This window comes from Limnospira sp. PMC 1279.21, assembly GCF_032349615.1.
GTDB classification, from domain to species: Bacteria; Cyanobacteriota; Cyanobacteriia; order Cyanobacteriales; family Microcoleaceae; genus Limnospira; species Limnospira fusiformis.
This window is the reverse complement of the sequence record NZ_JARPLU010000003.1, coordinates 1-23,988: the sequence shown is the minus strand read 5'-3', so window position 1 is coordinate 23,988 and position 23,988 is coordinate 1. Positions and strand designations below refer to the sequence as shown.

The following is a 23,988-nucleotide window of genomic DNA, read 5'->3' as shown; positions in this document are numbered from 1 at the left end:
CACTATCTGTCAATCTATTTTATACTGCATCAACCTCAAATGATAAAATTTGCGGTATGATATACAATTTAGCACTGGTAGGACATCAGATGATTGACCAACTTTTAGATGGACGGTATCAGATCCTAGAGATAATCAGGTCGGGGGAATTTGGGAGTACCTATCTAGCCAAAGATACCCGTCGCCCTGGGGAACCTATATGCTTTGTCAAGCATCTACGATTTTTGGTAGAAGATCCCCAATTATTTAAGAATACTTACCGTCGCTTTCAACAGGAAGCCGAGGTTCTAGAAAAGTTATCCCACCACGACCAAATCCCCCAACTGCTGGCTTATTTTGAACAAAACCAGGAATTTTATCTGGTCGAATCCTATATAAATGGACAGTCCCTAGCCCAGGAAATTTTACCCGGTCAACCTTTATCAGAAAATTCGGTAATTGCCATCGTCTCAGAAGTTCTAGAAATCCTGAATTTTGTTCATGATCAAGGAGTAATTCACCGGGATATTAAACCTAGTAATCTGCTGAGGCGGGATGCAGATCAAAAAATTATGTTATTAGATTTTGGGGCGGTTAAAGAAATTGGTTTTCACCAAAATAATAATCCTCCTACGGCGAGAATTGGCACTTTAGAATATATGCCCATCGAGCAATTCGAGTGTAATCCTCGCTTGAATAGCGATATTTATGCCCTGGGAATGATTGCTATTCAAGCATTAACTGGAATGGCAGCTTATGAATTACGAAAAATTCGAGAAAATCATCCGACCAATGCTGGGGAATTATTCTGGCGAGATTTAGCCATTGTTAGTCCTGAGTTTGCCGAGATTATCGATCGCATGGTTAAACCAGACTACCGAGAAAGATATCAGTCAAGCGAGGTAGTTTTGGCAGATATTAATAATCTCAGTAATCCTTCTCAAACTGATGCCAATAAACTCGAAAGATACCGAGAAGAAGTTAAGCGCATCGGCAATTATGAAGGGGAAATATCAGTAGTAGGTCGCCAAATTTTAGAAGAGCTACGAGTGAGTTTACAAATCTCCGAACCCCAAGCCAAAGCCATGGAAGACGAGATTCTTAATCCTTACCGTCGAGATCACCAGAAAGGCGATCGCTATCAACAAGCCCTGACCGAAGCCATTATACAGCAATATCCATTAGCCAAGAAAACCAGAGCAGAATTAGACCGACTGCAAAAAATGTTGGGAATTTCTGATCAGGATATGGCTATCATTGAAGCCAATATTTTACAATACCCGTTAACCAGAGAAACCAGAGAAGAATTAAGGCGACTTCAGCAGTTATTAGGTCTTTCCGATGATCATGTAGCTTTGATAGAGGCTCAAATTTTACCGGAATCTTGGTTAAATCAGATTTTAAGCAAATTAAATCCCGATCGCGATCGTCTTCTGTCCTGGCGTTGGGGATTTGTCATTAGTGGAATTATCATAGCTATTATCGGTTTAGGTTGGGGATTATATCAATATAATAACTGGATACAATCCCGAGCACAAGCCGATATTAAAGAACAACTTGATACCGAAAAAATTGACTATATTCAGTCATTATTAGCCGCCAATAACTATCAAGATTGTATTACCGCTGCCCAAACTTTTCCAGAGTCTTCACCTCAGTATGCTGTCGCCCAGGAGTTACTCAGCCAATGTCAAGATGTGATTAGCTGGAAACAAGCAAAAGTTAACACATTCCCCATTCATACAGCCGCCGTCCAGTCAGTTGCTGTCAGTCCTGATGGCAGGATAATTGCTAGTGGCAGCCGAGATAACACCACCAGACTTTGGCATATAGAAACCGGGGAAGTGCTGCAAAATTTTGTAGGCAATTCATCAGCTATTCTCTCCGTAGATTTTAGTAACGATGGCTTATCATTAGCAGCCGGAACTCAACTATCTCAGGTGATAGAATGGAATCTGGAAACCATTGAATGGTATCCCCCATTAGTCGGAGGCTCTCCCATTGAAGCTATACAAATTAGCCCTGATAATAGAGCGATCGCCACCGGAAGTGCCGATGGTAATGTGCGAGTGTGGAATCGGAGAACTGGGTTAATTTTATATAACAACAATCAGCATTCGACTATTGTGTATTCCGTCGCCTTCACCCCCAATGGTCGTTGGTTGGTTACGGGTTCAGGGGATGGCAATATTCATATTATTGATTGGCAGATAGATCAGTTACGCCATAGATTCCCAGCACATACCGGAGAAGTGCGATCGCTTGCGATTACTCCTGATGCTCTGCAAATTATCAGTGGTGGTACAGATAACAATATCAAAATTTGGAACCTAAGAACAGCAGAAGAAGTGATAACTTTAACAGGTCATAGAGGCGCAGTTCTTTCCGTAGCTGTCAGTCCAGATGGGACACAAATTGCTAGTAGTAGTCGGGATAGAACCGTCAAAATTTGGAACTTAAAAACTGGGGAATTACTTAATACTTTAACTAACCCTCAAGCCGTAGTTAATTCTCTAGTTTTTGGTATTAACTCCGCCACCTTAATCGGAGGCACTCAGGATGGAACAGTTGTAGTCTGGCAGCGATAATCTGGCGTTATGGGGGGGTTCACCATCAGGATTTTAGCCCTGGGGGGGGGTGGCAACGACAGACCATTACCCGTAGGGGTATCCAGTCCCCTATACCATCTGAATTGTTGCCGGAAACCCAAGCATTGAAGAGGATTGTAGGCTGCCAAACTTTTTGGTATAAGTCTCTCAAAAATTTGCCACAATTTTAGATGTAAATTTTCTCATCAATATGATATTGTAGTAACAGAACTAGTATATTTGAGATAATCAGAACATCAGGGCGTCTACTTACTACATATCTATCTGAGTCTACTAGACCCGGATAAACTATCGGAAAACGGTTGTAACAATTATAGTGTTACTGTCTACCGGTTGAATTTACATCAGTATTTATATGGATCATGATTGACCAACTTTTAGACAGACGGTATCAAATCCTAGAAGTTATTGAGTCTGGGGATCTAGGTAGTACGTTTTTAGCAAGAGACACCCGTCGCCCAGGGGAATGCCTCTGCTTTATCAAACATTTGCGACTTTTGGTAGAAGATATCAAGCTGCTGAATATTGCCCGTCGTCGGTTTCGCCAGGAAGCCAAGATTCTGGAAAAATTATCTAGACATGATCAAATTCCGCAACTTTTAGCTTATTTTGAGGAAAACGAAGAATTTTATCTAGTGGAGTCTTACACTCCTGGTCATCTCCTCTCTGATGAATTTTGGCCCGGTCATCCCCTATCAGAAAACCTGGTAATTCAGATAATTTACGATGTCCTAGAAATCCTGACTTTTGTCCATAGATTCGGAGTAATTCACCGAGATATTAAACCTAGTAATTTACTCAGGCGAGACTCGGACGGAAAGTTAATGCTATTGGATTTTGGGGCGGTTAAAGAAATTAGTTTTAGCCAAAATCATAACCCCCCCACAGGTCCGATTGGAACCATAGAATATATGCCTATTGAGCAGTTCGAGTGTAACCCCCGCCTCAATAGCGATATTTATGCCGTGGGTATGGTCGCTATTCAAGCCTTAACCGGACTTCCTAGTTATGAATTATCACAACTGCGAGAAAATTATCATACTAACCCAGGACAGTTGTTCTGGAGGCATTTAACTATTGTTAGTTCCGAATTTGCCGACATTATAGATCGCATGGTGCAGTTGGACTATCGGGAAAGGTATCAATCGGCGGAAGAGGTTTTAACTGCTTTGCGAACCATGGGCGATCGCAGTCCCACCGATTTTAGTAAACTCCAAACTTACCGAGAAGAAATACAACGCTGCGCTAGTCATAAAGGTGATATTTCCGTAGTTGGTAGGCAAATTTTGGAGGAACTGCGAGTCACTTTAGAAATATCCAAGGAAGAAGCAGAAGCCTTAGAAGATGAAATACTTAATCCCTATCGTAAGTATCGTGAGAAGGGAGAACGTTACGAACAGGCATTAATAGCAGCAGTTAAACAGCAATATCCTTTTAGTGCTGAAACGCAAAGTGAACTAGATAGACTCAAGGAATTGTTAGGTATTTATGATGAAGATGTCGAGGTGATTAAATCTCATGTCTTACCCAAATCTGGGTGGAGTAAAATCTTAGATATCTTTGGAGATAATCCCCGTACTGAAGTGGCTAATAAACAGCCTAAATCATCCGTCGCTTTTCGTCCGCGCCCGTCTTTTTGGTTGGTGATTGGGGGTATTTCTTTGGCGATCGCTATGTTACTTTTCCTGTTGTATCAATATCAAAGATGGCAACAGTTACAACTAACCAGAGCCAATCAACAACAACTTTATAGCCAACAGTTTGAGACAGTCGCCGATTTGGTACAAGCGGGAAACTACCAAGGTTGTATTACCCAAGCCCAACAAATTCCCGAATCTTCTAGCTATCATCCCCAAGCACAGACAGTGCTTGAACAATGCCAAAGTGTGGTTAATTGGAAACAGGCAGACCTAACGACTTTGGCAGGTCATACAGCCCCTGTAATGTCAGTAGCAGCTAGTAATGATGGAGAAATAATTGCTAGTGGCAGTCGGGATAATACTATCAAACTCTGGAATACACAAACCGGGGAAAATATCTCCACACTCACCGGAGATGGATCGGCTATTCTGTCCGTCAACTTTAGTAGTGATGGCATTGAATTAGCATCAGGGACGGAATTTTGGCGGATTCTGGAATGGAATTTACAAACCCGAGAATTGTATTTACCATTGGAACACTCAGCCCCAATTTTGACAGTACAAATTAGCCCTAATAATAGAAATATTGCTTCTGGCAGTGCTGATAATACTGTGCGAGTTTGGGATCGCCGTACCGGACAAGTTTTGTATAACCATACTCAACACTCAGAAACAGTTTATGCGCTGGCTTTTAGTCCTAATGGTCGCTGGCTGGTGACGGGTTCAGGCGATCGCACTGTTCATGTTATTGATTTAGAAATGCGTGAGTTACGCCACCGTTTACAAGGACATAACGGAGAAGTCCGAGCCGTGGCTATTACTCCTGATGGTCAAAATATCATCAGTGGTAGTAGTGATAATACCATAAAAATTTGGGACTTACAAACCGGACAAGAAACCATAACCCTCACAGGTCATCAAGGGGAAATTCTCTCCGTAGCCGTCAGTCCCGATGCCTCTCAAATTGCCAGTAGTAGTGGCGATCGCACTGTCAGAATTTGGAACCGAGCCACCGGAGAGCTACTGAATACCTTAACAGATATTCCCGCCGTCATTAACTCCGTATTTTTCCTTAATGATGACACCTTAATAGGAGGCAGTCAAAACGGAACCGTTGCTATATGGAGGAGACAGCAATCATGAAAAGACTACCCATTGATGATGGGCTATCAACTATCAACTTAATCCTTGATATATGGCAGTTAACTTAGCTTCTAGTTCCGGCGATTTTGCCGTGAAATGAATGTAAAAATGACCTGGTTCTGCTGGATATTCTAACACCTTAGCATAGACATCTTCCGCACCAGAACCGCACATATCACTACTAAAATTCAGCTTAATGTTAGTCATAGGTAAAGGTAAATAAGCCTCATCCTCTGACTCAGCTTGAACCTTAGCTTCCCGCGCCGACAATTCCACAATAGTACCAGAAAAGACATTTTCCCCGACGTGCTTTCCTTCCAAAACCGTATATTGTAAAGAGATGGGTTCTGGTAGGACCACAAATAACTCTTTTTCCCTTTTTAAATACAAGTTATAAGGTACACCCACTCCTCCCAATTCATAAATGGTAATCGGTTTTTGTACCCCCTTGGGTTGCACCTGTTTTTCTCCGGTAATTCTCGCCATTCTCCCTACCGCTTCTAGGGTAGATTCAGAAATCAGAATTTGTCCCCCCGTGGTGTAAGATTCAATCCGATAAGTTAAATTAACATTCTTACCCACCACCCCATATTTAGTTCGTTTTTCTGAACCAATATTACCAACTACCACCTCTCCCGTATGCACCCCAATTCCCATCTCTAAATTAGCATAACCCCAAGCCTTCATAGTTTGGTTAATTGACTCCATAGCCAACTGCATAGCCACCGCACAGGCGATCGCTCGCTGCGGGTCATCTTCCCGGACATTAGGCGCACCAAATAGCACCAAAATCCCATCACCCATAAACTCATCAATGGTCCCATTATAATGAGTAATAATATCCGCCATAGTTGACAGATAAAAATTCAGAATCTTGACGACTTCTTCAGGATTTAAACGTTCAGAAGTTGCCGTAAATCCTCGCAAATCCGAAGTTAAAATCGTGATAGTCCGTCGTTCTCCCCCCAACTGCAAACGCTCATGACTTTCTAGCAAATTTGCCACCACTTCATCAGTTACATATCGCCCAAAAGTCTTGCGGATATGAGCCTTTTCGGTGCGTAGTTTTTTAATGCGAATGTGGGTTTTAATCCGCGCCAGCAACTCCTCTTTATTCAGCGGTTTAGATAAATAATCATTCGCGCCTAATTCCAGTCCCACCACTAAATCAGAAATCCGATTTTTCGCCGTTAACATCATAATTGGCAGTTGATGAGGTGGCCAATCTTCCCTAATTTTTTCCGTCACTTCATAACCAGTCATGCGAGGCATCATCACATCCAATAAAATCAGATCGGGAATAAAACCGGACTCTAAAATTTTCAGGGCTTCCATACCATTAGTAGCCTGAGTAACAGCATAATTTTCCAAATAAAGATAATTCGCCAAAACCTGTAAATTAATCGGGTCATCATCAACAATCATAATTTTAAACTGATTGTTATCTGGAGCCAACTTAGACCCCGCCATAGATTGATTATTTTCAGTTTCTGGTATAGCAGCATCCCACAATACATCAGCATTCACCAGCGCCGCCTCATTAACCAGTAGTGAGTCCGCCTTAGCAGTAGTTTCTGGTATTTCCTCACTGATAGGAAGAGTAAAGGAAAAAGTAGAACCCGACCCCACCACCGAATCTAACCATATTTTACCCTGGTGTAATTCCACCAACTGTTTAGTGATGGCTAAACCCAAACCCGTGCCGCCATATTGTCGCGCCGTTGAACCATCACCCTGTTCAAAGGATTCAAAAATACGATGATGTTTTTCTGGGAGAATACCAATACCAGTATCAGAAATATTAATCACAGCCATGGAGTTATTCGCGTCTGTATCTAACACCGAGGCGGTAATTTTCACAGTTCCCGAATCGGTAAACTTAATGGCATTACCAATTAAATTATACAGAATCTGTTGGAGGCGATTTTCATCAGCATTAACCGCCGGAAAATCATCAGGTATTTCATTAATTAACTCAATATCTTTATTGCCAATCAGAGGTTTACTTAGCACTACAACAACTTCGACAATTTCCCGCAGACCTAAAGGTTGCAGTTGTAGTTCTAAGGTTTGATGGCGCAATTTGGAGAAGTCAAGAATATCATTAACTAGAGTAGATAAACGATGTCCACTTTTAGCAATCATAGACAAGTTTTGGCGCTGAAGTTCTGTTAAAGGTCCCGCGACACCATCCAGCATTGATTCCGACAAGCCAATCATACCATTAAGAGGAGTACGCAGTTCATGGGATGTATTAGCGAGAAACTCATCTTTGAGTTCATCCATACGCTTGAGAGCATCGTTTTTCTCTTTCAATTGCTTGGTAAAGTTTTGGCGTTCAATCTCGGCTTGTCGGCGCTGAGTAATATCTTCAAAAACTCCAATTCCATAAACAATATCTTCTTCACTATCAAAAATTGGTGTAGCCATCAGGGAACAGCAAATAGTTTGATCTGGGTGACGAATTTCGATATTTTCAATGGGAACAGTTTTGCCTTTTAATGCCCTAACTAACGGCAATGCTTTGGTGGGATAAAGCTGGTCTGTGCTACTTAAATATAAATGATTTATCTCGGCAAATTCTTCTAAAGAAACCTCTGGGATATGTTCAGCCCTGAATAATTTTTTTAACTTTTGATTGGCATAGTATATCTTGCCATGTTTATCATAAACTAAAACGCCAACTGGCAAGGCTTCTAGGAATTGTTTAAGCCAATATTCTCGGTCAGAAAGCTGGCGATTTAATGCTTCACTGAGGCTGTTTTGGGCTTCTAATTCACTAAAAGATTGCCGAATTTGTGCGGCCATTTGATTAAAAGATTCAGCTAATTCTCCGACTTCTTGACAACGGGAAATATGGACGGTATGTTCCCAATCACCTTGGGCAAATTTCCGGGCTGCTTTATTTAAGTTAACTATCGGTCTAGTTACCCGACTAGCCATGAATATACCGATACAAATCGTAATAGCTAAAGCCACAAGAGATAGCATAAAAGTGATTTTGGCATTATGATTAATTCTGCCCATAAAATCTGACTCTGGCATGACGACGACAATCAGCCAATTTAACCCCCATTTATCCTGATAACGCACGACATCAAGAAACTGCTTTTCTCCGTTGATATAAAAGCTACTTTGATGGCTGGTTTTAATCTGGCTTAAATGTTCAAAATTTTGGCTAAAATATGCTGCTGTGCCGCTAATTATGGGGTGATTAACCTGGGAAATATGCAGGCGTTGGGCTACATTTTGATCATCCATTGTATAGGGGGGAAAATTAGTGGAGGAAGCCACTAATAAACCGGAGGATTCCACAATAAAAACTTCCCCATTTGGGCTAACTTCCAAACCTCCCAAAAAATCATTAATTAAAGTTAGCACAAAATCCACCCCAATCACGCCGATCAATTGACCTTGACTGTCAGAAAGTGGATGGGATGCAGTAATCCCTAATTTACCATTGGGAAAGGCATAAATTGGACTCCAATTTGGTGCATTTAAGGCGAGAGTTTTAGTGTACCAAGGTCGGATTCGCGGGTCATAGATAGTTTGATTATAAAAATCACCTCGCGCGCCTTCTGGTGTGATCATATAATATAAGCGATTCGGTGATTCTTCGACACTTTTGGCTCGAAAAGAACCATCAGATTCCCGACTCACATAAATAAATTGCCCTTGTTCATTGCCAATATAGACAGCATAGACATTCTCAAAAAGTTGTATAATTCTCCATAAGAAGTTTTCGGATCTTTCAATATCATCAAAGCTAATATCTCCTTGAATAGTATCTTTAATCAGAATTTCAGATAAAAGATGGGGACGTTGTAACAATTTGGCTAGATTACTTTTGACGCGATTAGTTGCTTGCTCACTCAGTTGGTTAGCTATATCCATAACCGCCTGCTGACCGTTGCGCCAAGATAGATATCCTGTGACTCCCACTGTGGCGAATAGCTGAAGCACAAAAGGAACAATAATTATCTGTTTGAGAGGGACTTGCTCAAATAGGTTAGAGGTTCTCTGCTTTAATAATTTGATTAACATAGGTTCAGGTTACAAAGGGGGTGAAATCACAGTATGGATGATCAACTCTGATTGATTACTCATCATCCCAGTTAGTTTTGAGGTGGCTACCCTCGATGATTCGATGAACCCCAAATTATGGCTACAAGATGTCATTGGCATGATTTTTTCCCGGTTATTGAGGGTCGGAAAGTTCCATAACGCCAGGTTTCAAGGGAGTAAATATAATCATATCAGATCCAATGACGGCATTACGAGCTAAAAGCTGACGATCGCGATCTCGGATTTCCAGACGAGTAAAATCGAGCGATCGCACTTGCTTAAATAATTGATTAGCCAAACGACTTTGATATTTAGATTCTAGCTGATACCATCGATCGCTAACCTCAACTTCTAATAAACTCCCGGCAAAATTCGCTTTAACTGACCCAATAAAATCCTCGCCATAGGCTGTAGTTAGTTTAGCAAGGCGATCGCGAATTGAGTTGGTTAAAGAAGGTTCCACAGTCAAAGTAGAAGCAATCAAACCCACAGGTTCCGCCGCCTTCGGGGTAATTAGTTCTGGAGGTAAACGACCCGGCTCTATTTCGGTTTCCGGGTTAGGGGGTTCGCCTTCAGGAACTTCTGGGGTTTCTGGTTCGGCTGGTGGTTCGGAAATAGTTTCCGCAGTGACGGGGACCTGTGGTGGTGTCTCCGTTGTGGTCACTGGTGGGATATCCTCAACTCTCTGATAATTGGTAGCGGTTTCCGGTCCAGACTTCGAGAACAGCAGCAGTCCTACACCAAATATGACTAATAAAATTGCACCCCACCACCAAACATAACCACGGCCACGACGGGGAATTTGAGGGTCGGCTTCCAATTGGTCAATGGTGCCTTCCAAAATTTTAATGATTTTCCGTAATAATGCGATCGCCAAATCCCGCCAAGGGTGACGTTGAGACCTAGGCGGTGGTGAATAGGGTAATGGTCGCTTGGGTTCAGAAGACTGCGATCGTTCCGTGGACATATTGGAGTTTCCATCAAGGCTGCTGCATAGTAGCTATCGCTCAATTTACCTTAGCGATCGCCACTTAATCAATTTTCTGGAAAATTTGCCAATACCCTCGTGATTAGTTGGAGTTGATGATTTTGCTCATGGAGTGATATGGTCATGACCCTGCGAGGGTATATTGCAGCCTTTGTGTAGATAGAAACCGGATTTAGCCAAAAGGTATCGTATATACAAATATACAAGTTAGGCATTTTACTGCCTTTTAGTCGGAAAAACTAAGCCAGCACTGGCATTTCTAGGTTAGTTTCCTCAAAACTCAGAGCCACAAGGGGGCTAGATATCCGACTTGCAGATCGTTGGAGACTTACTATAAAAGACAGGTTAGGCATTTCTTCGTGGCAGTGTTGGCAGTACCAATAAATTCGGTTATGGTTGATATGCCTTAACATAGGTGAACCACAGCAAGGACAGGTACTCATAATTTAAAACTCCAAGTTGATCAAAGTTGATGGTTAACGCGGATTTATTAAGCTCTGTTTACCCAGTCTAGGTAGCCTTTGTGAATAAGTTGTGAAGTATTATCTACATTTTCTGATGCGCCATATTACCGATCGCAATTGCTAATTGATTTCAAAATATGCTAACAAGATTTGTATTCAATTACACCAATCTATCAATTTCCCTATTCCCAAAAATTTCTGGTACATTCGCGATCGCTCACTGTTATAACATTATACACAAATTGCCTGGAATTAAGTTAAGGAAAAACTAAATCTATCCTATCAACAGGTTAAAATCCCTGATCCCCGCATGACTCTGGGAGGCTATGGCCTGGGGGTTACAGTAGAAAATCAGTGCTTAACTGTCTACCTAGCCAACATTCCCCCAACCACATAGCGATCGCTATCTTTAGAAAAATTTAATCAAGTTTTTTTTATCGAGTTATGGTAAAATATTATGGGTGTCGGAATCATGGATTTGGGCAGCCAACTCGCTGATATTTAACCTAGTTTTGCTGGGGATTAATATCAATAAAACATGAAAATCAACGGAGTTTCCCTTAGTTAAGCGATGTTTTCTGTTACCCCTGTTAAGGACCTGGTACTAATTGGAGGGGGTCACAGCCATGCGATCGCTCTCAAAGAATTAGCCATCAATCCTATTCCCAGACTACGCCTCACCCTAATTTCGGATGTGTACCATACTCCCTATTCGGGGATGCTACCGGGATATATAGCGGGACTATATAAGTTTAACGATTGTCATATAGATGTGCAAGCCTTAGCCAATTTGGCGAAAGCCAGACTATTGATAGATCGCGCCATTGGTTTAGACCTACAAACGAATCAAGTCCTGTGCGCCAACAGTCCCCCCGTCCCCTTCGATATCCTATCCATAGATATAGGTAGTACCCCCAACACTATCACGGTCCCCGGTGTCCAACAACAGGCCATTCCGGTGAAACCTATTGCTAAATTTCTGAACCACTGGGATAAAATTGTGGAAACGGTGAGGGAAAACCGGACGCAGAAAATGCGATTAGCAGTGGTTGGCGGCGGCGCGGGGGGAGTGGAATTAAGCCTAGCCATATTTTCCCGTCTCCAACAGATTTCTGGTCTCGACAGCACACTACCAGAAAATCACCTAGAGTTACATCTATTTCAAAAAGGCGATCGCCTAATTCCCCAACACCACCGGGAGGTTAGTCAGCGTTTGCAAAAACTTTTCAGCGAGAGAGGTATCAAACTACACCTAGGGGAAACCGTGACGGAAATCGAAGGAAAATCCCCCCATACTATTCATTGTCAATCAGGATTAACCCTAAAATGCGATCGCCTGTTTTGGGTGACACAAGCCAGCGCCGCCACCTGGTTAAAAGACGCAGGACTAGCGACGGACGAACAAGGATTTATCCTAGTTAACGATTACCTTCAGTCTATCTCTCACCCTGATATTTTCGCGACTGGAGATATCGCCACCATGTTAAACCATCCCCGACCCAAAGCCGGAGTTTTCGCGGTCCGTCAAGGAAAACCCCTGGCGGAAAACCTGCGACGCAAAGCCAACCAACAACCCCTACAAGCCTATCGACCGCAGAAAGAATTTTTAATCCTAATTAGTACAGGGGACCAACAGGCGATCGCCTCACGCGGCTGTTTTCGTCTGGGTCCCCATCCCCTAATTTGGCAATGGAAAGACCATATTGATCGGCAATTTATGAGCCACTTTACCCAGCTTGGTTAAACCGGGTCAATTAACCCATCCAATTCTATCACCAACTCCCCCATGGGAATCAATTTAATTTGGCGATCGCCTTGGGGAGTATGACTCAAAATAATCTGCAAATAATCAGCCGGACGATAGGGGAGACGTTCGGACCACTCCACCGCCACCATACCCGGTTCCACCTCCACCCCCTCCCAATACAATGAAATATTCAACCCCTCAATTTCCGACTCATTCAGGCGATATAAATCCAAATGATACAGAGGAAGCCGTCCGCTTGTATACTCATTAATCAAAGTAAAAGTCGGACTATCCACTGATTCGGAAATCCCCAAACCTTTAGCGATACCTTGCACTAAAGTAGTTTTACCTGTCCCTAGATTACCCTCTAGCAGAATTAAACTATTAGCACCAAGCGATCGCCCCAATTTCACCCCCACAGCTTGGGTGGCGATCGCATCAGCCAGAGATAATATAACCGCATCATTCATCGGCTCACTCCTTGCTCAATTCTACTAATTCACCCACCCAGAAAACTCCTTTATTTGTTTCCATGATTTTTTTTAAAGTCAAACTCCTTCTCAAGTTCCTTATTCAGGAAATAGTTTAAAAACGTCCTAATCACAGCAATCACCCCCAATTTAATTAGAGTTTCCTCCGTCGGCGCTACCGTAGTCGCCAGAATATCAGCCCCCAGTTGAAATTCTAGGGCTAATGCCAACCACACCCCAAACCTAATCCGTAACTCAATAAACAGAAACTCATCATATTTAAATTGAGAAAATCGAATCGCCAGTTGTCCGGTTTTCGCCACGCCAAATAACACACAAAAAACCGAAATGGTCTCTAATAAAAACTTCGCCAAATCAACTAGCAGTTTGAGTCCAGCCTCAGCCGTATATAACCATTCCATAAGCTTTTCATGCTAGGTAGAGTGACCCCGGCTATGTTAGTAGTGCCAGCCAGATCAGAATCAGCGATCGCGATTTGGGCAAGGCTACCACTAGACAGACCCACCGGGTTTCAGGTTATTATATATATAGAATTCTGGGAATCAAGTGCCAGCCAAAATTGGACTCCCCCCTGAACCCAGGGGAAAGATTGACCCCGACAGTGACAGTTACCCAAATGTCATATTGATACCAAACTGCCACTATCCAATAGGTCATAATTAAATGGAAGCCAGATTTTTTTGCCGATCATGTCACAACTACCAGTAAAGTTTTAAAGACCGTGCCAGTAAGCAGTCGCTAATCTTCAGATCGAGGGTCATCAATGATCACTTCTAACTTAAATTGGACGAACTTAGCCAAAAGCAAAAGCCTAATGGCTGAACGCAACCATGATCCCAAAGCGATCGCGATTTGGGCCTGTGGGATTGAAATGATTTATCAATCTGGACGGCAAAGTTTTAAAGTCCTCAAAGGCATTGACCTGCAAGTTCGCTCTGGGGACATACAACTTTTGATGGGACCAAGTGGGTCTGGTAAAACCACATTACTCTCAATTTTAGCCGGACTTCTCACCCCCACAGCCGGGCGAGTCATGTTGTTAGACGAAAATATTACCCAAATGTCTCGCCAACAGTTGGCACAGTTTCGGCTAAGGAATATTGGCTTTATTTTTCAGGGATTTAACTTGTTTCCAGCACTCACGGCCGCGGAAAATGTGGAAGTTGCCCTAAATATCAAAGGCATTCGTGGACGGAGAGCGCGTCAGGAAGCCCAAATACGGCTCGATCAAGTGGGTTTGGCTGATAAGAAGCATTTGCGACCCCGTGACCTTTCTGGGGGGCAAAAACAGCGGGTAGCGATCGCTCGCGCGTTGGCGGGAAGTCCTAAACTGATTATGGCTGATGAACCTACAGCAGCCTTAGACTCTACCAGCGGTCACGCGGTTATTGATGTCTTGCGGAAGTTGGCTAAGGAAGACGGCGCGACGGTGTTAATGGTGACTCACGACCCCCGCATCATTGATGTGGCCGATCGCATTCTACATCTCGAAGATGGCAAAATTCAGCACTAACCATGGATAGCCAGTTACCAGTTAACTTTAACGCAGTTGCTGCCGCCTCCGCACGTCTCCAGGGCTACATTAAGCCCACCCCAGTGGTTACATCTACCACCGTGAATCGACTAACTGGGGGGACGGTTTTTTTTAAGTGCGAGAATTTCCAACGTACCGGATCATTTAAGTTTCGTGGTGCTTTCAATGCCCTATCTTTGCTAGATCCGAAACGGCAACAGGGCGTGTTTACCTATTCCTCCGGCAATCACGCCCAAGCGATCGCACAAGCCGGGTCAATTCTAGGAATCAACACCACTATCATTATGCCAGACAATGCCCCCGCTGTCAAGCGATCGGCTACAGCCAATTATGGCGCGGAAATTGTCCTGTATAATCCCTCGGAAGTAGTGCGAGAAAAATATTGTCAACAACTAGCCGAGGAAAGAAATGCTACCATTATTCCCCCCTATAATCATCCCGATATTATCGCCGGACAGGGAACTACAGCATTAGAGTTAATTGAGGATGTAGGAGAATTGGATTTATTGTTAGTTTGTTGTGGCGGCGGTGGCTTGCTTTCCGGTTGTGCGATCGCTACTCGCCAACTTTCTCCGGCTTGTCAAATTATCGGCGTTGAACCCGCTTTAGCAGACGATGCTACCCGGTCATTTAAGACTAAAATTCTCCAGACTATTCACAACCCCCAAACTATTGCTGATGGCGCGAGAACACCTTATTTGGGAAGTCTCACCTTTCCGATTATCCTAGAGACTGTTGATGATATGGTAACGGTTTCCGAAACTCAAATTATTGAGGCGATGCGGTTTTTATGGGAAAGGTTAAAATTGGTGGTAGAACCCACCGGAGCATTAGCCACAGCCGCTTTACTTTCGGGAATTGTCCCCGCTGCTAATCGTCGTGTTGGGGTGATTATTAGTGGCGGTAATGTGGATTTAAAAGAGGCGATCGCTTTATTTCAATAATTGGGTAGGTTAAAATCAGGATCGCTTTTTAATAAACCTTCAAACTGAGCAGCCGTCAGGGGGGGACTGAAAATATAACCCTGAATTTCATCACATAAATTGTCATAAATAAACGCCAGTTCTTCTTCCGTTTGTACCCCTTCCGCCACCACCTTTAAGTTAAGTTGTTTGGTCATCATAGTAACCGCCTTCACAATAGCTTGAGTTTTCGGATTTTTATCAACATCCTTCACAAAGCAACGGTCTAGTTTCAAAGTATCAAAACGAAACTTATTTAAATAGTTAAGAGAAGAGTAACCCGTCCCAAAATCATCAATGGCAATTTTTAAACCCAGAGAATTTAATTCCTTTAACTTCCGGATAGATAACTCCTCATTTTTCACCAAGATACTTTCGGTTAACTCTAGTTCCAAATAAGCCGGATCTACCCCTTCACTTTGTAAAATTTCCCTTAAATGGTGGCAAAAATCAGGATGATTAAACTGATCAGCTGAAACATTAATCGCTACCGGAATTAACAGGCCTAAATTTGCCCAATTTTTGATTTGATTACAAGCCGTTTTAACTACCCATTCTCCAAGAGCTTGAATTAAACCTGTTTCTTCAGCCAAAGGAATAAATAACGCCGGTGGGACTAGACCATTATTGCGCCTATTCCACCTCAGCAAAGCCTCAGCACCCACAATTTTACCAGTTTTTAAGCAGACTTTTGGCTGATAATAAAGTTGTAACTCATTCCTGGCGATCGCTTTTTGCAAATCCGCTTCTAAAGCCAGACTATCCGCTGAGATCACCTGTAAACTATCTCGATATACTGTACAGCGGTTTCCTCCATAACTGCGACTCGAATTTAAAGCAATTTGACTATTTTTTAACAGCGAATCAATCTCCTGACCATGAAGAGGATACAGAGCAATTCCCATACTAGACATAATCACAATTTCATGACCCCTAATTAATAAGGGTTCAGCCACAGCATCCCTGAGTAGTTGGGCTTGCTCATGGACTTGATTTTCCGAGCCAGTGAACTCACCAATAATCGCAAACTCTCCACTGGTCAAATAAGCTACAGTCCCCTGATTATCCATAGCTTTAACCAGTCTTTCTCCCACCGCTTTAAGTAGTGCTTCCGCCGACTCATAACCAAGGATGTCATTAATCCGCTTAAATCTATCTACACTCAAACAGACAATGGGAATTAATCCCGAATCGTAACTTGGTAAATTCTCTAAAATTTGTTCAAAGCGATCGCGCAAAGCCAAACGATTCGGTAAATTAGTGATTCCGTCCCAGTCCAACAGTTGATTCAGTGGTGATTCTGTAGATACAATTTGACTCTGATTATTTTGATAATACCGTTGCATATTGGAATATTTTTCTAAACGCACGGTAATTGATCGCATTAGCTCCGCTGCTGAACAGGGTTTAGTAATATAATCATCAGCACCCAACTCCATAGCCTTGCGGGTATTCATGCGATCGGCTAAAGCCGTCATAAAAATAAACGGAATAATTGCCGTTTTCGGGTTCTGTCGAAGCTGTGCGAGAACCCCATAACCATCAAGTATCGGCATCATCACATCACACAAAATCAGATCAGGTTGCTCCTGTTCAGCCAGTTTAACACCCCGCAGACCATCGGTAGCTTCCAACACTTGGAAATTCTCAAATGTTAGCAGTTCCACCAAGTTCTCTCTGACCAATCTTTCATCTTCAATAATCAGAATTTTTTTCATTCCTCTAATTTAGATGGCAAGATAACTGTACAAGTTGTTCCTATTCCTTCTTCACTTTCCACCCGAATTTCACCAAGCTGTAAATCTACCGCTTTTTTCACCAAAGGCAACCCCAGTCCTGTTCCTGATATATTCCCCACATTGCTACCACGGTGAAACGGCTCAAATAGGTGTTTGAGATCCAACTTAGGAATGCCAATACCTGAGTCCTTAATCATCAAGATAACCCGATCATCCTCACAAGTCAAGTCTATTTTAATATCCCCCCCCGCCTGGGAATACTTAATCGCGTTAGAAATCAGGTTAGTTAGTATTTGTGAGATTAAATACTCATCAAGTCTGGTATCCGGGAAACTGCTAGGACAGGTAAAAATTAAATTGTGTTTATCCGTGGTTAGTTGAATTTCCGCAATTAAGTTAGCGCAAAACTCTTTCAGATTCACCACCACGGGATGGGGGATTAACTTGCCAGATTCCGCTTTTTCAATGATGAGAATATCATTTAAAAGTTCTGTCATTTGCTGGATTCCTACCCTGATTCTCTGAAAATGGGTGCGTTTTTTGTCATCGGAAATTCTCTGACTATAACTTTCTAATAATCCAGCCGAGAAAGAAATAGTAGTTAAGGGAGTCCTTAACTCATGGGAAATTGTCGTAATTAAACGAGTTTTTAGGTCTTGAAATTCTGCCTGTATTTGGTCTATTTGTGCTTGGGTCTCATCCCGCCAATCATCATTGTCACTTTGCAGAATATCAAGCTGTTCTTGGAGTTGATAAACTGATTGATATAATATGGGATTGTTCAGAATTTGTAAAAGTCGGTAACTCGAAATTAATCCCAATAAATGATTTTCGTCATTAACTACGACACAAAAATCAGTTTTAGCATTATTAAATAATGAAATTAGGCTAGAGATATTCGGCAAATGTGACTTTTTGAAGACCAGTGGTAATTCCTTCATTACTTCTGCCACTTTAGTCTCATTTAGATCTATTTTTTTCGACACGACATCGACTACCTCCTTGGCGCTGAATGAACCAATCGGGGTACTGTCATTGACAACCAAAACAACTTGTGCGTCCAACTCCTTCATTAGAGCGATCGCATCAATTATTTTAGTCTCCGGTCCAACAATAATAGGTGAAGTATCTATAATAATTTTCTCTGATGATAAGAGTGCTAAGTGAAACTGAACCCACTAGCCATCAAAGCCAGGGTTTTCCGAGTTCAACAACTCCCCCTCACTGAAAGGGTTTACCATATTCAGTTATCGGGAACCCGTTGACCCCAATTGGCAATTGTGCTAGACCCTGGGAATACCCTGATAGCTCAAGGGATTCCTGCACTACAACATTCTAGCACAATGAAAATAAGATCTTACTTCTGCGATCGCCCCTCTCGTCTTAGAGTCCACCACCAAAAAAGCCTAATTTCCTTAGAAACCAGGCTTTCAATGATTAGTTTGAGTTAGGAAGACTACCACTTTAACAAGTTAAACTCTTCCATATCGACCGTATCACGGTTACGATAAATTGTCAAGACGATCGCCAAACCGACCGCCGCCTCCGCCGCCGCCACGGTAATGACAAACACCGCAAAAACTTGACCCTTAATACTCCCAGAGTCCAAATAGTTAGAAAACCCCATCAAATTGAGGTTAACAGCATTAAGCAGTAACTCAATAGACATGAGAACCCGGACCGCATTACGGCTAGTAATCAATCCATAGATACCAATACAAAACAAAGCCGCCGCGACCAATAGAAAATATTGAAGTTGCAATTCCATAAACAATTTTTAAGATTTCCAAGTGTCTGTGTAATGCCATCGGGATCACCACAGCGAAGGCCTAACCCAGGGTTAAATAGCCTCGCTGTAGATTAACCGATCGCTACTCTAGCCATTATTCGGAGGAATCCTCAGAGCTACCAGAAACGGAGACCAGTTCCCGGGGGCGCTCGGTGAGCATTAAAAGAGGTGTAGTTGTAGTTGGCGCGTTAGAAGCATCGGGGAGAAAATCCCGACGAGCGAGAACAATAGCTCCCACCATAGCCATTAGCAAGAACACAGAAGCTAACTCAAAGGGTAGCAAAAAGTCAGTAAAGAAATGTTCACCAATAGCGATCGCCGAACTTTCAATGGTCACCACTGTAGTCGTAACCGACCATGGCGTTGATAACACCATAGTAGACAACAGAGCAAATAAGCCCACACAGACCACAGCCGTAGCAATTTGGCGCAGCCCAGCATTAGGTAAAACCCGAAAATCCTGTTGTTTGTTAACCAACATGATCCCAAACAGGATCAAGACATTAACAGAACCGACATAAATCAAAACTTGAGCCGCAGCCACAAAATCCGCATTGAGTAGGAGATATAATCCAGCCATGCTCATAAACACGCCTCCCAGCAAAAATGCCGAGTAAACGATATTTTTGAGCAAAACCACACCCAAAGCGGAGCCAATCATCATGATGGTTAGCAGGCCAAAGGAAACGACCTGAACCCCTTCTGCTAAATTCACGGGCATATCCTAGAGTTATCAAAGTTTGGGTAATGGAGACATTACCCCTGCCAAAGTTATTAAAATCAGGCTTTTTCTGCCTTAGCTTGGGATTCCCCATCCCGTTGTTGTTCCATCTTATCGAGAATTTCCTCTGGACGCAAACCAGAACGACGGGAATTTGGGGGAAGATCGTGGGGGTCCATAACTCCCTTGGGTAAATAGGCAAGTTCCCGCAGGGGAGTCACCATCGGATCATCAGTCACCTTGTAGGGTAACCGTCCCAGTGCCACACTATCATAGTTCAACTCATGGCGATCGTAAGCCGCCAGTTCGTATTCTTCCGTCATTGACAGACAATTAGTCGGACAATATTCGACACAATTACCGCAGAAGATGCAAACGCCAAAATCGATGCTGTAGTGTTTGAGTTTCTTTTTCTTAGTTTCCCGGTTAAATTCCCAGTCTACGACGGGGAGGTTAATGGGGCATACCCTGACGCAGACCTCGCAGGAGATGCACTTATCAAACTCAAAGTGAATGCGACCCCGGAACCTTTCGGAAGGAATCAGTTTTTCATAGGGGTATTGAACAGTAATGGGTCGCCGCTTCATGTGGTCAAAGGTGACAGATAGACCCTGACCGATATATTTAGCGGCTTGAATGGTTTCCTTGGCGTAGTCGCCAACTTGGTTAAGAAACTTGAGCATAGTGTTTTCGGAGTGTCTTAGCTTGGGTTAACTTAAGTTTAGGGATTAGCCCCCTTTAATATTTATCCCCCAAAAGCTATGGGAAATGCTAGTTTTAAGGCGGCTGTTAGCAAAAGATTTACCAAAGCCACGGGGAGTAAGAATTTCCAACCCAGGTTAAGCAGTTGGTCAATACGAACCCTAGGGACGGTCCACCGGATCAGAATAGCAGTAAATACCAGTAGATAGGCTTTCAGGATAGTCATGGTAATGCCGAGACTGGCGGTTAGCACCTGTAACCAAGGGGTGGTTTCACTCACGCCCAAAAGTCCTGCGATCGCCACGACGGGAATCGGAAAATTCCAACCCCCAAGGTACAAAACTGATACCAACAGGGCAGATAGTACCAGGTTGACATAGGAAGCCAGGTAATACAGAGCAAATTTCATCCCGGAATATTCCGTCTGATATCCAGCGATCAACTCTTCCTCAGCTTCTGGTAAATCAAAAGGTAATCTTTCACACTCAGCCAAAGCGGCAATACAGAAAATCGCAAAACCCACAGGTTGTCGCCAGACGTTCCAACCCAGGATGCCATAGCCGGACTGTTGTTGCACAATATCAAGGGTACTGAGGCTATTAGACATCATCACCACGGCCAACACGGCTAGGGCGAGGGGAATTTCGTAACTGATGGACTGAGCGGCGGCCCGTAGCCCTCCCAGTAGGGAGTATTTATTATTGGAAGCGTAGCCGGACATCAGTAGACCAATAGGCTGAATACTCGATAGGGCGATCCACAAAAATATTGCTGTCCCCAGATTAGCGATCGCCAAATTTTGTCCAAACGGCACAATCAGGTAAGACAAAAACACCGGAATCGACACAATAATCGGGCCGAGAGTAAATAATAGCGGATCTGCCTTAAACGGGACAATATCTTCCTTTAGCAAAAGTTTCAGGCCATCTGCCAGGGGAGCCAAACTCCCCATCGGGCCAATATATTCGGGTCCGATACGTTGTTGAGCGGCGGCGGATATTTTTCGTTCCAACCAAACCGATCCTAATACTCCTACGGTAGCACCAACTAGCATTAATCCCATGGGAAATGGCATCCACAGAATTTTAGCCACCCCTGTTGGTATACCCAAATCTAGGAGGACTTGAATGAAACTTCCTTGTATATCAATTCCTGGATTCATATATTATTCGCATTCAAAACGGCTGCAATTCCCCTGATCAGTATAACCGCTGGAGGGACTCAAATCTTCACGAGCGGGGGAAATTTTCACCGCCGGGGGAATTTCTGCCCCCAAAAAAAGGAAATGGGGGGGGGCTATTGCCCTTTCCCCCAATCCCAATCTGTAGTGGTTCAATACCTATTTAATCACTGGACCTTGCAGGTCGATCGCACAGTTGCGGTCATGAATGGGGATATAAGTTTCCGCATGATTTCCCGTGTAGATCTGGGTGGGTCGATAAATGCGGTTCTTGACCAATTGTTCTTTCCAGTGCGCTAACCATCCAGCTACCCGAGCGATCGCAAAAATCGGAGTAAACAAGTCCGAGGGAATACCCAATTTCCGGTACACCAAACCAGAATAGAAGTCCACATTGGCATAAATACCCTTATGTCCCAACCGTTCCTGAACCACCTTTTCTAATTCCACCGCCACTTCATAGTATTGGTCGGAACCAAACTTCTCAAACAGTTGCTCTGCCAAATTCTGAAGAATAGTTGCCCTCGGGTCTTTGACTTTATACACCCGATGACCAAAGCCCATAATTTTGGCTTTTTTCTCCATCAAGCTATCTAGGTAGGGCCGGACATTTTCCACAGAACCAATTTCTTCGAGCATTTCCAGAACTTCCTCGTTAGCACCCCCGTGCAGTGGACCTGCTAAAGTTCCCACCGCCGACGCGATCACCGCATAGGGGTCAGTTAACGTCGAAGCTGTCACCATTGCCGAAAATGTCGAAGCGTTGATGGTGTGTTCTGCATGGAGAGTTAAGCACACATCAAAAACACGAGCTGCTAACGGGTCCGGTTCCATTTCACTCAGCATATATAGGAAGTTGGCGGAGTAGTCCAAATCGTCCCTGGGTTGTACCGGATCATTCCCTTTCCGCATCAGTTTAAAAGCTGCTACCATCGTCGGAATTTTCGCCAGCAGTCGCACTACCGCTTGGCGAATGTACTCGGGATTATCTAAGGCGCGACGGGAGTAGAACAGCCCTAAAGCAGCCGCTGAGGTTTGCAGAGCATCCATGGGGTGACCGGTTTCGGGAAAGCATTTCATCATGTCCCGAATCCGATATTTAATCCGACGGTGATAGCGGATTTCATGCTCAAAATCTGCGAGTTCGTCTTTCGTTGGCAGTTTTCCCCAGATCAACAAATAGGCAGTTTCCAAAAATGTGCTTTGTTCAGCCAACTGCTCGATGCTGATCCCTCGGTATTCCAGGAGTCCTTTTTGTCCATCAACGTAGCTGATGCTTGACAGCGTAGCGGGAACGCCCTCTAAACCGGGCTTAAACTCACTCGTTGTAGTCATAGGAGCTTTTCTATATGTGTAGAATGTACAGGTATTACATTACCAGACACATTGAAACAAACGCCATTTTAAAATAATTAATTAACAAATGGCTGTTAATAAAAGTTAACGTTCATTTAGTCCCAACAAAAATTTAGGAGCTGTCAACCAAAACAGACGGGAATTCCCTTGTATCATACCCTGTTTGGGAATTTTGATTCCAATTATACCAGCTTTTTTCACGATTAAAACATCTGCAGATTTTTGCCAGATTAGATATTCTGCCCAATTGCCTAAATCCGGTTGGTGTCCGACTAGCGCCCAATCCTTATCCCTAGTTTTGTCATGGTTTCCGTACCAATCTAACCATTGTTGAATGTCACCATCAGGGGCTAGGGCTGGCAAGATTTCTAACCGGGAACTCAGTCCGGTTGATTGGAGAATTTCGGCGGTTTGTCTGGCGCGCACAAGAGGACTGGAAAGTATACAATGAAACTGAATTTTGAGCTGTTTCAGTGTAAGGGCTACTTGACGGGTTTTGCGATCGCCTTCTGGGGTGAGGGGACGTTGTTCGTCCTTTTGGTAAGTACCGCGATCGGCGGCGATTCCATGACGAATTAAATATAAGTTACTCATCTCAAAATTCCCGAATTGATTGCTAAAGATACATTGAACGTGGAAAAATCTGGCTATGGCCCAAAATTTCCGGGTATGCGACAATCTTCCAGAGGGCGGGTTAATTAATCTTGTCGCCCCCTTCTGTAATTAACGGGGGGTATCAGAGGGCGGGTTAATTAATCTTGTCGCCCCCTCTTCCTTCTGTAATTAACGGGGGGTACAGCCTGTTCAGAAATCATCTGATCACTTCTCAAAGTCCCTCTCCCTCTCTGGGATCCAGATTTAGGGTGAGGGCAATGTATT

At 43.3% G+C, this 23,988-nt stretch carries 18 protein-coding genes; 5 read left to right on the top strand and 13 right to left on the bottom strand.

The annotated features are described in order from the left end of the window. The first annotated feature begins 89 nt into the window (after positions 1-89). The gene (locus P5683_RS00885) at positions 90-2,567 is read left to right on the top strand and encodes a serine/threonine-protein kinase (RefSeq protein WP_006667897.1); all 2,478 of its coding nucleotides are present in this window, start codon (positions 90-92) and stop codon (positions 2,565-2,567) included. A 383-nt stretch (positions 2,568-2,950) separates the two neighbouring features. Further along, positions 2,951-5,371: a serine/threonine-protein kinase gene (locus tag P5683_RS00880; protein WP_006667898.1), complete on the top strand. Its 2,421-nt coding sequence runs from the start codon at positions 2,951-2,953 to the stop codon at positions 5,369-5,371. 33 nt (positions 5,372-5,404) lie between these two features. Here P5683_RS00880 and P5683_RS00875 read toward each other — a convergent pair whose 3' ends face one another. From P5683_RS00875 to P5683_RS00865, 3 genes are all read right to left on the bottom strand, one after another. Then, on the bottom strand, positions 5,405-9,415 hold the full coding sequence (locus P5683_RS00875; protein ID WP_315638831.1) for an ATP-binding protein: 4,011 nt from the start codon (positions 9,413-9,415) through the stop codon (positions 5,405-5,407). Positions 9,416-9,569: 154 nt separating this feature from the next. Further along, complete coding sequence (locus P5683_RS00870) at positions 9,570-10,403, bottom strand: hypothetical protein (RefSeq protein WP_315638834.1); 834 nt, start codon at positions 10,401-10,403, stop codon at positions 9,570-9,572. A 260-nt stretch (positions 10,404-10,663) separates the two neighbouring features. Next, positions 10,664-10,867, bottom strand: a complete 204-nt coding sequence (locus P5683_RS00865; protein WP_006667902.1) for a hypothetical protein — start codon at positions 10,865-10,867, stop codon at positions 10,664-10,666. A 592-nt stretch (positions 10,868-11,459) separates the two neighbouring features. On the opposite strand from P5683_RS00865, the gene P5683_RS00860 reads away from it, so the two are divergent. Further along, positions 11,460-12,632, top strand: a complete 1,173-nt coding sequence (locus P5683_RS00860) for an FAD-dependent oxidoreductase (RefSeq protein WP_046320274.1) — start codon at positions 11,460-11,462, stop codon at positions 12,630-12,632. Here P5683_RS00860 and P5683_RS00855 read toward each other — a convergent pair. Both P5683_RS00855 and P5683_RS00850 read right to left on the bottom strand, forming a co-directional pair. Further along, entirely contained in the window at positions 12,629-13,105 is a 477-nt protein-coding gene (locus tag P5683_RS00855; RefSeq protein ID WP_006667904.1) for a bifunctional alanine racemase/tRNA (adenosine(37)-N6)-threonylcarbamoyltransferase complex ATPase subunit type 1 TsaE, read from the bottom strand. The genes P5683_RS00860 and P5683_RS00855 overlap by 4 nt on opposite strands. A gap of 50 nt (positions 13,106-13,155) precedes the next feature. Continuing rightward, positions 13,156-13,527: a DUF1622 domain-containing protein gene (locus P5683_RS00850; protein WP_006621634.1), complete on the bottom strand. Its 372-nt coding sequence runs from the start codon at positions 13,525-13,527 to the stop codon at positions 13,156-13,158. Between the two features lie 362 nt (positions 13,528-13,889). On the opposite strand from P5683_RS00850, the gene P5683_RS00845 reads away from it, so the two are divergent. Further along, positions 13,890-14,639: an ABC transporter ATP-binding protein gene (locus P5683_RS00845; protein WP_006621636.1), complete on the top strand. Its 750-nt coding sequence runs from the start codon at positions 13,890-13,892 to the stop codon at positions 14,637-14,639. 2 nt (positions 14,640-14,641) lie between these two features. Next, entirely contained in the window at positions 14,642-15,604 is a 963-nt protein-coding gene (locus P5683_RS00840; RefSeq protein WP_006621637.1) for a threo-3-hydroxy-L-aspartate ammonia-lyase, read from the top strand. On the opposite strand, the gene P5683_RS00835 is transcribed toward P5683_RS00840, so the two are convergent. From P5683_RS00835 to sixA, 8 genes are all read right to left on the bottom strand, one after another. Further along, the gene (locus tag P5683_RS00835; protein ID WP_006621638.1) at positions 15,598-17,340 is read right to left on the bottom strand and encodes an EAL domain-containing response regulator; all 1,743 of its coding nucleotides are present in this window, start codon (positions 17,338-17,340) and stop codon (positions 15,598-15,600) included. The two genes, P5683_RS00840 and P5683_RS00835, sit on opposite strands and share 7 nt — an antisense overlap. Further along, entirely contained in the window at positions 17,337-18,434 is a 1,098-nt protein-coding gene (locus P5683_RS00830) for an ATP-binding protein (RefSeq protein ID WP_006667905.1), read from the bottom strand. Before P5683_RS00830 ends, P5683_RS00835 begins: the two co-directional genes overlap by 4 nt. A 383-nt stretch (positions 18,435-18,817) precedes the next feature. After that, positions 18,818-19,123 carry an NADH-quinone oxidoreductase subunit NuoK gene (nuoK, locus tag P5683_RS00825; RefSeq protein ID WP_174447153.1) on the bottom strand — a complete coding sequence of 102 codons (306 nt, stop codon included), beginning with the start codon at positions 19,121-19,123 and terminating at the stop codon, positions 18,818-18,820. A gap of 121 nt (positions 19,124-19,244) precedes the next feature. Next, a complete protein-coding gene (locus P5683_RS00820) occupies positions 19,245-19,865 on the bottom strand; it encodes an NADH-quinone oxidoreductase subunit J (RefSeq protein ID WP_006621642.1) in 621 nt (206 codons plus the stop codon). A 65-nt stretch (positions 19,866-19,930) separates the two neighbouring features. After that, complete coding sequence (gene ndhI, locus P5683_RS00815; RefSeq protein WP_006621643.1) at positions 19,931-20,554, bottom strand: NAD(P)H-quinone oxidoreductase subunit I; 624 nt, start codon at positions 20,552-20,554, stop codon at positions 19,931-19,933. A 62-nt stretch (positions 20,555-20,616) separates the two neighbouring features. Next, entirely contained in the window at positions 20,617-21,735 is a 1,119-nt protein-coding gene (gene nuoH, locus P5683_RS00810) for an NADH-quinone oxidoreductase subunit NuoH (RefSeq protein ID WP_006621644.1), read from the bottom strand. Between the two features lie 177 nt (positions 21,736-21,912). After that, entirely contained in the window at positions 21,913-23,088 is a 1,176-nt protein-coding gene (locus tag P5683_RS00805) for a citrate synthase (protein WP_006667909.1), read from the bottom strand. Positions 23,089-23,193: 105 nt separating this feature from the next. Further along, entirely contained in the window at positions 23,194-23,703 is a 510-nt protein-coding gene (gene sixA, locus P5683_RS00800; protein WP_006621647.1) for a phosphohistidine phosphatase SixA, read from the bottom strand. Positions 23,704-23,988: the final 285 nt, after the last annotated feature.

Bases quoted from the DNA above. Each gene is read 5' to 3' on its own strand.
- P5683_RS00885 (WP_006667897.1), top strand. From the start codon at position 90: ATGATTGACCAACTTTTAGATGGACGGTATCAGATCCTAGAGATAATC.
- P5683_RS00880 (WP_006667898.1), top strand. From the start codon at position 2,951: ATGATTGACCAACTTTTAGACAGACGGTATCAAATCCTAGAAGTTATT.
- P5683_RS00875 (WP_315638831.1), bottom strand. From the start codon at position 9,415: ATGTTAATCAAATTATTAAAGCAGAGAACCTCTAACCTATTTGAGCAA.
- P5683_RS00870 (WP_315638834.1), bottom strand. From the start codon at position 10,403: ATGTCCACGGAACGATCGCAGTCTTCTGAACCCAAGCGACCATTACCC.
- P5683_RS00865 (WP_006667902.1), bottom strand. From the start codon at position 10,867: ATGAGTACCTGTCCTTGCTGTGGTTCACCTATGTTAAGGCATATCAAC.
- P5683_RS00860 (WP_046320274.1), top strand. From the start codon at position 11,460: ATGTTTTCTGTTACCCCTGTTAAGGACCTGGTACTAATTGGAGGGGGT.
- P5683_RS00855 (WP_006667904.1), bottom strand. From the start codon at position 13,105: ATGAATGATGCGGTTATATTATCTCTGGCTGATGCGATCGCCACCCAA.
- P5683_RS00850 (WP_006621634.1), bottom strand. From the start codon at position 13,527: ATGGAATGGTTATATACGGCTGAGGCTGGACTCAAACTGCTAGTTGAT.
- P5683_RS00845 (WP_006621636.1), top strand. From the start codon at position 13,890: ATGATCACTTCTAACTTAAATTGGACGAACTTAGCCAAAAGCAAAAGC.
- P5683_RS00840 (WP_006621637.1), top strand. From the start codon at position 14,642: ATGGATAGCCAGTTACCAGTTAACTTTAACGCAGTTGCTGCCGCCTCC.
- P5683_RS00835 (WP_006621638.1), bottom strand. From the start codon at position 17,340: ATGAAAAAAATTCTGATTATTGAAGATGAAAGATTGGTCAGAGAGAAC.
- P5683_RS00830 (WP_006667905.1), bottom strand. From the start codon at position 18,434: ATGAAGGAGTTGGACGCACAAGTTGTTTTGGTTGTCAATGACAGTACC.
- ndhI (WP_006621643.1), bottom strand. From the start codon at position 20,554: ATGCTCAAGTTTCTTAACCAAGTTGGCGACTACGCCAAGGAAACCATT.
- nuoH (WP_006621644.1), bottom strand. From the start codon at position 21,735: ATGAATCCAGGAATTGATATACAAGGAAGTTTCATTCAAGTCCTCCTA.
- P5683_RS00805 (WP_006667909.1), bottom strand. From the start codon at position 23,088: ATGACTACAACGAGTGAGTTTAAGCCCGGTTTAGAGGGCGTTCCCGCT.
- sixA (WP_006621647.1), bottom strand. From the start codon at position 23,703: ATGAGTAACTTATATTTAATTCGTCATGGAATCGCCGCCGATCGCGGT.